The sequence below is a fragment of the Sphingobacterium zeae genome, from assembly GCF_030818895.1.
Lineage (GTDB): Bacteria > Bacteroidota > Bacteroidia > Sphingobacteriales > Sphingobacteriaceae > Sphingobacterium > Sphingobacterium zeae.
Genome location: NZ_JAUTBA010000001.1, coordinates 892,458 through 904,204 on the forward strand (window position 1 = coordinate 892,458; position 11,747 = coordinate 904,204).

Annotated in this window: 10 protein-coding genes; 2 read left to right on the top strand and 8 right to left on the bottom strand. The window is 41.3% G+C overall.

What is annotated here, in order from left to right; translation table 11 throughout:
• Positions 1–5: 5 nt before the first annotated feature.
• From ilvN to QE382_RS03805, 8 genes are all read right to left on the bottom strand, one after another.
• Positions 6–596, bottom strand: a complete 591-nt coding sequence (gene ilvN, locus QE382_RS03770; RefSeq protein WP_293957006.1) for an acetolactate synthase small subunit — start codon at positions 594–596, stop codon at positions 6–8.
• 7 nt (positions 597–603) lie between these two features.
• The gene (ilvB, locus tag QE382_RS03775; protein ID WP_293883944.1) at positions 604–2,346 is read right to left on the bottom strand and encodes a biosynthetic-type acetolactate synthase large subunit; all 1,743 of its coding nucleotides are present in this window, start codon (positions 2,344–2,346) and stop codon (positions 604–606) included.
• A 115-nt stretch (positions 2,347–2,461) separates the two neighbouring features.
• Positions 2,462–4,162 carry a dihydroxy-acid dehydratase gene (gene ilvD / locus QE382_RS03780; protein WP_307184740.1) on the bottom strand — a complete coding sequence of 567 codons (1,701 nt, stop codon included), beginning with the start codon at positions 4,160–4,162 and terminating at the stop codon, positions 2,462–2,464.
• Positions 4,146–5,036: a branched-chain amino acid transaminase gene (locus tag QE382_RS03785; RefSeq protein ID WP_307184741.1), complete on the bottom strand. Its 891-nt coding sequence runs from the start codon at positions 5,034–5,036 to the stop codon at positions 4,146–4,148. The genes ilvD and QE382_RS03785 overlap by 17 nt, the downstream gene beginning before the upstream one ends.
• A 398-nt stretch (positions 5,037–5,434) precedes the next feature.
• Entirely contained in the window at positions 5,435–5,683 is a 249-nt protein-coding gene (atpC, locus tag QE382_RS03790; protein ID WP_209578172.1) for an ATP synthase F1 subunit epsilon, read from the bottom strand.
• Between the two features lie 21 nt (positions 5,684–5,704).
• Positions 5,705–7,207, bottom strand: a complete 1,503-nt coding sequence (gene atpD, locus QE382_RS03795; RefSeq protein WP_046673738.1) for a F0F1 ATP synthase subunit beta — start codon at positions 7,205–7,207, stop codon at positions 5,705–5,707.
• 305 nt (positions 7,208–7,512) lie between these two features.
• Entirely contained in the window at positions 7,513–8,163 is a 651-nt protein-coding gene (locus QE382_RS03800) for a hypothetical protein (protein WP_307184742.1), read from the bottom strand.
• A gap of 147 nt (positions 8,164–8,310) precedes the next feature.
• On the bottom strand, positions 8,311–9,015 hold the full coding sequence (locus tag QE382_RS03805; RefSeq protein WP_307184743.1) for an NUDIX hydrolase: 705 nt from the start codon (positions 9,013–9,015) through the stop codon (positions 8,311–8,313).
• Positions 9,016–9,344: 329 nt separating this feature from the next.
• Here QE382_RS03805 and QE382_RS03810 point away from each other — a divergent pair, with 329 nt between their 5' ends.
• A complete protein-coding gene (locus tag QE382_RS03810) occupies positions 9,345–11,033 on the top strand; it encodes a ribulokinase (RefSeq protein ID WP_307184744.1) in 1,689 nt (562 codons plus the stop codon).
• Between the two features lie 16 nt (positions 11,034–11,049).
• The gene (locus QE382_RS03815) at positions 11,050–11,742 is read left to right on the top strand and encodes an L-ribulose-5-phosphate 4-epimerase (protein WP_307184745.1); all 693 of its coding nucleotides are present in this window, start codon (positions 11,050–11,052) and stop codon (positions 11,740–11,742) included.
• Positions 11,743–11,747: the final 5 nt, after the last annotated feature.

Genomic DNA, 11,747 nt, shown 5'->3' on the forward strand with positions numbered 1-11,747 from the left:
AATGCTTACATTGTAAATACATCATCCCTTTTGTCGAGATATTCGTTTTCTACAATTTCTTCAGAAGGCTCTTGGGCTTCAAACTGAACCAATTTGGAGTGGAAGCCTGCACTATCCTTGATGATGGCAATACGAGCCCCACGTACAAATTCGATCAAGCCGTATTTTGTCAGCTCTTCGGTTAACTTATCAATCTCTTCGCGGTGACCGGCCGTTTCGAATACAATATAATCGTTGCGGATCACAACAACATTCGCACCGTATTGACGTAACAGCCGCTCGACGTAAACTTTTTCATTCACAACATCCGCAGGCACTTTATATAATGCCTGTTCTTGCCAGATCACTTCATCATTGGTGTTGTAATAGGCTTTGAGGATGTCAATTTGTTTTTCCAGCTGACGGCAAAGCTTACGCAGAACATCCTCCGCTTCCGTGATCACAATGGTAAAACGGTGTATCCCTTCCACTTCAGAAGGGGAAGTGTTCAAACTTTCGATATTGATTTTTCTTCTCGAAAAAATTGTTGAAATCCGACCGATAAGACCGATAGAATTCTCTGTATATAGGGTGATGGTATATTCTTGTTTTTCCATGTTAATTCTACTTTAAGCGTATCTCAGATACCGACGTTCCTTGCGCCACCATTGGGAATACATTATTTTCCTTACCGACCATCACTTCCAATAGATAAGCTCCGTCGTGATCAATCATTGTTTTCAGCGCATTGCGAAGATCTTTTCTTTCCGAAATCTTCTGACCGTCGATGTAATAGCCTTTCGCTACAGCAACAAAATCAGGACTCGTGATATTCACGAATGAATAGCGCCTGTCGTGGAACAATTGCTGCCATTGACGCACCATGCCCAGGAATTCATTGTTGAGGATCATAATTTTGACTTTTGCACCAAATTGCATGATCGTTCCCAACTCTTGGATGGTCATCTGTATACCACCGTCGCCAATGATGGCCACAACGGTTTTTTCTGGAGCGCCGTACCAAGCACCGATAGCTGCTGGAAGTCCAAAACCCATGGTTCCCAAACCTCCTGAGGTTACATTTGATTTGCTGTTATTAAATTTAGCATAGCGACAGGTTACCATTTGATGTTGACCAACGTCGGTTGTGATGATTGCATCACCTCCCGTCAATTCATTCAGCACATTGATGACTTCACCCATCGTCATGATATCTGTTTGCGGATGAAGTTCATCCTGGATCACTTCCTTGATTTCTTCTTTTTCAAGTTCGCGAAATTGCGCTAACCAAGCAGAATGGTCTGTTGCATTTATCAATTCCGTCAGCATCGGGAGAGATTCTTTACAGTCGCCCCATACAGGTACGGTTGTCTGTACATTTTTGTCAATCTCGGCTGGGTCTATGTCCAAATGGATTACTTTTGCCTGTTTAGCATATTTATCTAAACGACCAGTTACGCGGTCGTCGAATCGCATACCGATAGCAATTAACACATCGCATTCATTGGTCATCACGTTCGGCGCATAGTTACCGTGCATACCAAGCATGCCGACATGAAGTTTATGGTCTGTTGGGAGAGCGCTCAAACCCATAACAGTGCTTGCAGAAGGGATACCGGCTTTTTCGATAAATGTTTTAAATTCCTCCTCGGCTTTTCCTAAAATAATTCCTTGTCCCCAAAGAACAAATGGTTTCTTGGCATTGTTGATTAGGGCCGCCGCTTGTTCGACATATTCTTTTCGTACTTGTGGTGCAGGTCTGTAGCTGCGTACGTGGTTGCACTTTTCGTAACCATAATAATCAAACAATTGCAATTGCGCGTTTTTAGTGATATCGATCAGTACCGGCCCTGGACGGCCAGTGCTGGCAATATAAAATGCTTTTGCAAGTGCAGCTGGAATTTCAGTGGCGTCGGTAACTTGATAGTTCCACTTTGTAACCGGTGCCGTGATATTGATGACATCAGTTTCCTGAAATGCATCCGTTCCTAATAGTGAAGCGAAGACCTGACCTGTGACACAGACGATCGGGTTACTATCAATCATGGCGTCAGCCAATCCAGTAACTAAGTTTGTTGCTCCAGGACCACTTGTCGCAAAGACGACACCGGTACGACCTGAAGATCTTGCATAACCTTGCGCCGCGTGGATTCCACCTTGTTCATGGCGCACTAAAATATGCTTCAGACGATCCGTATAATCATAAAGGGCATCATAGATGGGCATAATTGCACCTCCGGGATAGCCAAATACGGTATCAACTCCTTCGCTCAATAAGGCTTCCAATACAGCTTTAGATCCCGAAATTTGTGTCGGAGTTTGTTGTGCTGCGGTCGCCTTATTTTCTGTTATTTCCAGTGTACTCATTACGTTGATTTTTTTTGTTGATTATTCAGTCTTTTTAGTATTTAGATATTCGGTCTGAGACCTTAGGCGTCGATTGTCTAGGTCTCTATTCGCTTAAGGTCTCTGTTTTTATTTTCTACTGATCCGTTACACAGCCTTCTGAGGCGTCGGCAACTGTTTTGGCATATTTGTATAAAACTCCTTTGCTAACTTTTAACGCTGGTTGTACCCAAGCTGTGCGGCGTTGTGCGATCTCCTCGTCCGAAAGGAGTACATTGATGCTGTTATTGACAGCGTCAATCTCGATGATATCATCATCATGTACAAGGCCGATCAGTCCACCTTTGTAAGATTCAGGTGTGATATGCCCGACGACAAAACCATGCGTTCCACCCGAGAAGCGACCATCAGTAATCAAAGCAACAGATTTACCCAAGCCCGCGCCGATAATCAATGAGGTCGGTTTGAGCATTTCAGGCATGCCTGGTGCCCCTACAGGACCTTCATTTTTGATCACGACAACATCTCCCGGTTTGATTCTACCCGATGCGATGCCCGCTACTAAATCATGCTCTCCATCGAATACGCGTGCAGGACCAGTGAATTTTTCACCTTCTTTACCGGAGATCTTGGCAACAGAACCTTTCTCTGCTAAGTTCCCGTAAAGAATTTGCAAGTGTCCTGTAGCTTTAATAGGATCGTTCAAGGGTTTTATAATCGGTTGATCATATGCCATGATTGATTTAACATCAGCCAAGTTTTCGGCAACGGTTTTTCCTGTTACAGTAATGCAGTCGCCATGGAGTAAGCCTTCGTCTAAGAGATACTTCATGACAGCAGGAGTTCCACCATATTGTTGGAGATCTTGCATCAAGTATTTACCGGATGGTTTAAAGTCGGCTAACACAGGCGTTTCATCGCTCATGCGTTGAAAGTCATCTTGGGTGATGTCTACGCCTATCGCTTTACCTATAGCAATAAAGTGAAGAACAGCATTCGTGCTTCCCCCCAAGATAACAATGGTACGTAAAGCATTTTCAAATGCCTTGCGTGTCATGATATCAGAAGGCTTGATATCTTTCTCAAGTAGGGTACGGATGTGTTTACCTGCCTCTAGGCATTCATTTTTCTTTTCGTCCGAGATCGCCGGATTGGAAGACGAGTAAGGTAAGCTCATGCCCAAGGCTTCAATTGCCGAAGCCATGGTATTTGCGGTATACATCCCCCCACAAGCACCTGCACCGGGGCAGGTATGTTTGATAATGCCTTCATAATCTTCATCGGAAAGATTTCCGCAGATGCGTTGTCCCAATGCTTCGAATGCAGATACAATGTTTAATTCTTCGCCTTTATAGTGGCCAGGAGCGATGGTACCGCCATATACCATTAAAGAAGGGCGATTTAAACGGGCCATTGCCATAATTGCACCAGGCATGTTTTTGTCACAGCCAGGAATAGAGATCAAGCCATCATAATATTGTCCACCGCAGATTGTTTCGATGCTATCAGCAATCACATCCCGGCTTACCAACGAATAACGCATCCCATCTGTACCATTGCTCATGCCGTCGCTGACGCCAATGGTTCCGAAGGTTAGGCCTACTAAATTATTGTTCCAAACGCCCTTTTTGACTATTTGTGCCAAATCATTTAAGTGCATATTACACGTATTACCATCATATCCCATGCTGGCAATACCGACCTGTGCTTTGTCCATGTCGGCATCTGTAAGACCGATACCGTAAAGCATGGCTTTTGCAGCAGGTTGCGTTTCGTCTTGTGTAAATGTACGGCTGTATTTGTTCATTGCATATTCGCCGTTAGATGATGACTTCATAATTTTCGTTCTCTAATACTAAATTTTTATAACGTCTTTGGATTGATGCCCCTATGCTATGTTCCCACGCTTCTTGATAGATGACATCATCGACTTGTTTGATTCCGATGATTTCTGCAGCAGTCCCACATAAAAAGGCGCTGTCTGCGGTGTAAATATCTTCAACAGTCAGTTGCTTTTCGATAACTTCGAAATTTAACTTTTTACAGATATTTTTCACCGTTTGGCGTGTAATGCCCGGGAAGATGCTCTTCGTGGGCGGTGTATAGATTTTGAAATCCTTTTCGATAAAGATGTTTTCACTGGATGCTTGGGCAACATAACCTTCGTGGTCGAGCATTAAAGCTTCGTCATACCCTCTTTCGATGGCTTCCGTTGTGGCAAGAATAGAGTTAACATATTGACCAGAGATTTTCGAGTCAATTTTAAACGATTTTGGATTAGGTCTTTTGATATCCGAAATACATACCCGCAATAAGTTTTGACCAAGATATGGACCCCATTCCCAGGCTGCAATCATGATTGTTGCTTCGGTTGATGAGGTTAAGTGCATATTTGAACCGGTCAATACCAATGGACGTATATAAGCTTCTCTCAGGTTATTGGTGGCCAAAAGGTCATAGCATATTTCGATCAGCTCTCTATTGCTCCAATGATACGGAATATTAACCCCTTCACATGATCTCTTCAAACGGTCGAAGTGCTTTTCAGCTTTAAAGATACGGGGGCCATTGTGGGTATTATATGCGCGTAATCCATCGAATACAGCATACCCATAATGCAGTGACTGTGCAAACGGATCCAACGCCGCTTCGGAAGCTTTTACAAAAGCTCCATTCAAATAGATCAATGTGTTTTTATCGTAGTATTTCATAACCCTAAATTTACCTCAGTATAATAGTTCCCTTCGTGGTGTTTTTGGTGGTAAATCATGTGATCTCAAGTTTCAATAAAAACTTTCGAATTTCATTTCCTCAAGGTAGCAGGAATTACAATAATTGGCAATAGGCAAACTGCTAATTTTGAATTTAGAATAAAATTTTATATTAAGTTATTGTAACGGTTTTTTTTGGTGAAAAAATAGGTTTATTCGGTTTTATATTTTGTTAGTCGTATACCGTATTTAAAATTGGTCTACTGTTCTGAAAAATTATTTTTTGTGACAACGGTCAATTTTCTTCTTAAAATGATGAAAACTTCAAAAAAACTTCAAAAAAAAAAGCTTCCGATATTTCTACCGGAAGCCTTTAAATTTTATAAAATCGATTTGATTTAATCTCCGATAATTCCTTCAGCAAGCACGGTAATGACATTGTCTTTTGCTTCGACAACACCACCTTTAATGAACACTTCCTGTTCACCTTTACCTTGTTGAATAATTACTTTTCCATCTTCCAAAGTAGAAACGATGGCAGCGTGATCTTTCAAAATTTGGAAAGAGCCTGCAGAGCCAGGTACAGTAACAGCTGTTACTTCGCCTTCGAATGCTAATTTGTCTGGAGTGATAATTGTTAACTTCATTATTCTTAGATATAATCTAGATTAAACTGCTTCTGCTAATAATTTTTTACCTTTTTCGATAGCATCATCAATGTTACCGACTAAGTTGAATGCAGCTTCAGGGTACTCATCTACTTCACCGTCAATGATCATATTGAAACCTTTGATGGTATCTTTGATGTCTACCAATACACCTTTTAAACCTGTAAATTGTTCTGCAACGTGGAAAGGTTGAGATAAGAAACGTTGTACACGACGTGCGCGGTGTACTGTTAATTTATCTTCTTCCGATAATTCGTCCATACCTAAAATGGCGATGATATCTTGTAATTCTTTATAACGTTGAAGAATTTCTTTTACACGTTGAGCGGTATTGTAATGTTCGTTACCTAAAACGGCTGGAGAAAGGATGCGTGATGTAGAATCTAATGGATCCACAGCAGGGTAGATACCTAACTCAGCAATTTTACGAGACAATACTGTGGTTGCATCCAAGTGGGCGAAAGTTGTCGCTGGAGCAGGGTCAGTTAAGTCATCGGCAGGTACATATACGGCTTGTACAGAAGTGATAGATCCGTTTTTAGTTGATGTAATACGCTCTTGCATTAAACCCATTTCCGTTGCCAACGTTGGTTGGTAACCTACGGCTGAAGGCATACGACCCAATAGGGCTGATACTTCAGAGCCCGCTTGTGTAAAACGGAAGATGTTATCAATGAAGAATAATACGTCACGGCCCTGACCTTCGCCATCACCGTCACGGAAGTATTCCGCTACTGTAAGGCCTGATAAAGCAACACGAGCACGTGCACCAGGAGGCTCGTTCATTTGACCGAATACGAACGTACATTTTGAATCTTTCATCAATTCGTGATCTACAGTGTCTAAAGGCCATTCCCCTTTTTCCATGCCTTCCATAAAATGTTCACCATATTTGATGATACCAGATTCTAACATCTCGCGCAACAAGTCATTACCTTCCCGAGTACGTTCACCTACACCGGCGAATACAGAAAGACCACCGTGACCTTTTGCGATATTGTTGATTAATTCTTGGATTAATACAGTTTTACCTACACCGGCACCACCGAATAAACCAATTTTACCACCTTTAGCATATGGCTCTAAAAGGTCAATAACTTTGATACCAGTAAAAAGTACTTCGGATTCAGTTGATAAATCTTCAAATTTAGGTGGTACGTTGTGAATAGGACGACCATTCTCCTTATTCAGATTTTGGATCCCGTCGATGGCATCACCAACGACATTGAATACACGACCTTTGATTTCTTCACCAACAGGCATTTTGATAGGAGCACCAGTATCGACAACTTCCATTCCGCGAACTAAACCTTCAGTTGCGTCCATGGCAATTGTACGTACACGATCCTGACCTAAGTGTTGTTGAACTTCTAATACAACACGTTGTCCATTTTCTTTTTGAATGTACAATGCATCGTAAATTTTAGGTAGATTTTCACTGTCGGCGAAGTTGACGTCAACAACTGGGCCGATAATCTGCGCTATTTTACCAATCTTGGGCATATTATAGGGACTAAATATTTATTAATCAATTTTATATAAGAGACATAAAAGGCCTCTTTTTTGGTCAGCAAAAATAAGGTTATTCGTATTTAAAAACAAATAGAATTTGTAATTAAATTATAAATTTATTAACGTAGGTCAAAATGTTATCTATTGTAATTCTGTCTGTTTCAATTTCGATCTATGCAAATATAGTTTTTCTTCATTAACGTACACCGCTAAATAAAATCGACCTGTCATCGAATGCTTCATGGATTCGCTACAGGTCGATCAAGATATATCTCCTAATTTTAGGAAAAGTAGTACTAGATTTTTTTGTTTAATTCGTCTTGTAGCTGACGCTTAAGCAGTTGTTCTTTTTCCATAGCCTTTTTGCGAAAAGTTGCAAATTCTTCCTGGGATTGCTCAGCTGTCTTTTGGAATTCCACTGTATCCACTTTCGCTTTTCGATAGGAAAATAGAAAGATAAATGTCGCTACTGCCAATATCCCAATGATCGTCCAAACAACGGTATTGTAAAAGGCTTTCGATGTATTGATTCCCAAGAAAGATAAACTCTCTGTCTTTTCCTTCTCTTGTGCCAGCTGATCGTTTAAGACCTGAATAGAATCTTGCAAATTTTTTGTATTCGAAGAATAATTGCTTGAAGATGATTTCAAGGAGCTGATTTCTTTGTGTAATTTTGCTACGGTATCAATCACATTCCTTTTGACAATGTCAAGATTGGTTTTACGCACCATCTTGAAATCATAGTTGTTTTTCGAAATATAGTTAAGGTGGTCAAATTGATTGGACAAACTTCCTTTTTTTAATCCATCGGGACTATACTTGAAGGCATTATCCTGTTGCGCTGCTTTAGTCGGGGGAGCCGAGGCAGGATTTTGTGCCTGTAGCGTAGTATATGATGAAATAAATAAAATAGTAAAGAATATAAATGCTAATCTCAATTTGCTCATGTTGTTTATAGTTATAAAATGCATCATTTAGCTTTTCCTAGATGTAAAGCTAGGATATACCTGTGATAAATATAAGGAATAATTGAAAAAACGAAAATTGAAAGTGAATATATTCCTATTGTTAGGTTAGATTTTCATGCTTTATCTTTAGGGTTCGATAGACCAGCTCGGTAAATAACGAAGAAAGGACATGATCTTTTCCTTATAAATAGCCGTATTCAATTTAAAAAAATAAGCTCCTTTCTTCGAATTTTCTTTATCCTTTTCTTGGAGTTTGATGATAAGATCTGAAGATAGCAGTTTTCGGCTGAAATTGCGCTTATCCAGCTCGATATTATACACGCCTTCATAGAGCGCAGCAATTTGGGGAATGGTAAATTTCTCGGGCAGTAATTCAAATAATATGGGATACAACGCTGCTTTCATGCGTAGGCGGTGCTGCGCTGACGTAATCATCTGATCGTGGTCGAAGATAAGCGCTGGGCGCTTTTGCAACGGAAACCATTTTGCTTCGTAATCATCACTCAGAATATGTTTGTATTGCTGCGTATCAATCAGGGCAAAGTAACAGATGCTGACAACGCGATCGTTAGGTTCGCGGGTAGGCTCCCCAAATACACTACATTGTTCCATATATACATTTTCAAGTCCTGTTAACTGTCTCAGCACGCGGCTTGCAGCTTCTTCTGGACTTTCATTGGATTGAACGAAACCTCCCATTAGACTCCATTTATTTCTTTCGGGTTCGAAATCGCGTTTAATTAAAAGCACTTCTAGGGATTCACCGTTAAATCCAAATATGATACAGTCTACAGCCAAAAGGATCCCTGAATCTTTTTTATAATATTCCATTGTCTATCGTTTTATCGTTTTATCTGACTTCATCCCACCAATTCCATGGGCAAAACTATGTAAAAAAGTAAATAGCTAAAAATAAGTACGATAATTGGCTGATATAATCCTTTAAACACTCTTATATGCCTATATCAGACTTGGGGTCAATCATAATTTGCTGCTATGAAGTTAGATCAATTTTTTAAATATGAAAATTTTCTTTCATATTTAAAAAATTAAATGTTTATTTGACACTAATTATTTTTTTCAATGCTAACTTTAGAGATGGAATATTGAAAAGTAAGGTGTTAAGAACAATTATAAGTTATAAACCAAATTCAGCAAAAATGAATAAATCGCATGTCATTGGGGTGGACTATGGAAGTGATTCGGTCCGTTCGGTATTGGTCGATGCTAACAATGGCGAGGAAATCGCGTCTTCGGTATTTTACTACCCGCGTTGGAAAAGAGGTGAGTATTGTGATGCTGCTTTAAGTCAGTTCAGGCAACATCCTTTGGATTACATCGAAGGATTGGAAGCAACCATAAAAGATTGCTTAAGTAAATCTGGTTTAAGCAATATCGGTGAAACCGTAAGAGCGATTTCCGTTGACACAACGGGGTCTACTCCAGTTGCAGTAAATGAAAAGGGGGTTCCGCTAGCTTTACTGGCAGAGTTTGAGCACAACCCCAATGCCATGTTCGTCTTATGGAAAGATCATACCGCCGTTCAGGAGGCCAAGGAGATTAACCTTTATAATCAAAATAGCTCAGTCGATTATCTGAAGTATGTGGGGGGCGTCTATTCTTCGGAATGGTTCTGGGCCAAATTGCTGCATGTTTTCAGGACTGATGAAAAGGTGCGTGCCGCCACATACAGCTGGGTGGAGCATTGCGATTACATTCCTTTTTTATTAACTGGAGGAACAGATGTAACTACTATGAAACGTGGTGTCTGTTCGGCTGGTCACAAATCGCTTTGGGCGGAAGAATTTGGAGGCTTGCCTCCTAATTCCTTTTTTTCGTCGTTAGACCCTTTGTTGGACGGTATAGTAGACCGACTGTTTTCCGAAACCTATACGGCCGACAAAGCTGCCGGTCAACTTTCGGAAGAATGGGCACAACGATTAGGGCTTACCACGTCGGTCGTTGTCGGTGTAGGTGCTTTTGACTGTCATATGGGTGCGGTTGGGGGGCAAATTGAACCCTATTATTTAAGTAAGGTGATGGGAACATCTACTTGCGACATGCTAGTCGCTCCAAAGGAGGAAGTACAGCATACTTTGGTGAAGGGGATCTGTGGTCAGGTTGATGGTTCGATTATTCCAGGAATGATTGGCATGGAGGCTGGACAGTCTGCATTTGGTGATGCTTACGCTTGGCTGAAGCAGGTGTTAATGTGGCCGACGAAGAATTTAATACAAGAGGTTGAAGGTATGTCTGATGACAACCGTGAGCAGTTAATCGCTACATTGGAAGAGAAGCTATTGTTTCGGTTAAGTGAGCAGGCTGCATTGCTTCCGGTAACAGAAGCGTCCGAATTAGCAATTGACTGGCTCAATGGTCGCCGTACACCCGATGCAGATCAATCCTTGAAAGGTGCAATTACGGGTTTACACCTCGGAACTGATGCTCCACGTATTTTCAGGGCGATTGTCGAAGCGACATGTTTCGGTGCAAAGGCGATTGTGGACCGTTTTGTCGCCCAGGGTATTCCTGTAAAAGGTTTGATTGGATTGGGCGGTGTCGCAAAAAAGTCACCTTTTATTATGCAAATGATGGCAAATGTAATGAATATGCCAATTCGTATCCACAAAAGTGAGCAGACCTGCGCTATCGGCGCAGCGATGTTTGCCGCCACGGCCGCGGGTTTATATGAGCGGGTCGAAGATGCGATGACAGCGATGGGACAAGGCTTTGAACAAACCTATATACCCGAGGAAAAATGGGTGCCAATGTATGCTAAACGCTACGAACGTTACCGTGCTTTGGGTGCTTTCGTAGAAGGAAAAGAATTGCATGCCCTTACTGTTTAACCATTCAAATTTAATCATGTATAATTCAATTAAAGAGGAAGCATATCATTGCAATATGCAATTGCCCCAATTGGGCTTAGTGCTTTTTACATTTGGAAATGTGAGCGTGGTGGATCGTCAGCATGGAGTATTTGCTATTAAACCTAGCGGTGTTCCCTATGAAGAACTTTCGCCGGAGCATATGGTAATTGTGGATTTTGACGGCCAAATCGTTGAAGGTGATCTCCGCCCATCGTCCGATACAAAGACGCATGCCCTGCTCTATAAACACTGGGAAGAGATTGGAGGTATTACCCATACACACTCAACCTATGCCACAGCATGGGCACAGGCGCAGCGGGATATTCCTATTTTTGGTACCACACACGCAGATCACCTGACAAAAGATATTCCATGTGCTCCACCGATGAGCGATGAAATGATCGCAGGAAACTATGAGCATGAAACAGGCTTTCAGATTATCAATCACTTCACTGAGAATAAGCTGGACTATAAAGAAGTGGAAATGATTCTCGTTGGCAACCATGCTCCATTTGCCTGGGGTAAAACTGGAACGAAATCAGTGTATAACAGCGCGGTGCTGGAACAGGTTGCTAAAATGGCCTGGTTGACAGAACAGATCAATCCGGAAGCCGCTCGATTAAAAGCTGCTTTGGTTAAAAAGCATTATGAACGGAAGCATGGTGCTAATTCCTATTATGGTCAATAATGTTT

Bases quoted from the DNA above. Each gene is read 5' to 3' on its own strand.
- ilvN (WP_293957006.1), bottom strand. From the start codon at position 596: ATGGAAAAACAAGAATATACCATCACCCTATATACAGAGAATTCTATC.
- ilvB (WP_293883944.1), bottom strand. From the start codon at position 2,346: ATGAGTACACTGGAAATAACAGAAAATAAGGCGACCGCAGCACAACAA.
- ilvD (WP_307184740.1), bottom strand. From the start codon at position 4,162: ATGAAGTCATCATCTAACGGCGAATATGCAATGAACAAATACAGCCGT.
- QE382_RS03785 (WP_307184741.1), bottom strand. From the start codon at position 5,036: ATGAAATACTACGATAAAAACACATTGATCTATTTGAATGGAGCTTTT.
- atpC (WP_209578172.1), bottom strand. From the start codon at position 5,683: ATGAAGTTAACAATTATCACTCCAGACAAATTAGCATTCGAAGGCGAA.
- atpD (WP_046673738.1), bottom strand. From the start codon at position 7,207: ATGCCCAAGATTGGTAAAATAGCGCAGATTATCGGCCCAGTTGTTGAC.
- QE382_RS03800 (WP_307184742.1), bottom strand. From the start codon at position 8,163: ATGAGCAAATTGAGATTAGCATTTATATTCTTTACTATTTTATTTATT.
- QE382_RS03805 (WP_307184743.1), bottom strand. From the start codon at position 9,015: ATGGAATATTATAAAAAAGATTCAGGGATCCTTTTGGCTGTAGACTGT.
- QE382_RS03810 (WP_307184744.1), top strand. From the start codon at position 9,345: ATGAATAAATCGCATGTCATTGGGGTGGACTATGGAAGTGATTCGGTC.
- QE382_RS03815 (WP_307184745.1), top strand. From the start codon at position 11,050: ATGTATAATTCAATTAAAGAGGAAGCATATCATTGCAATATGCAATTG.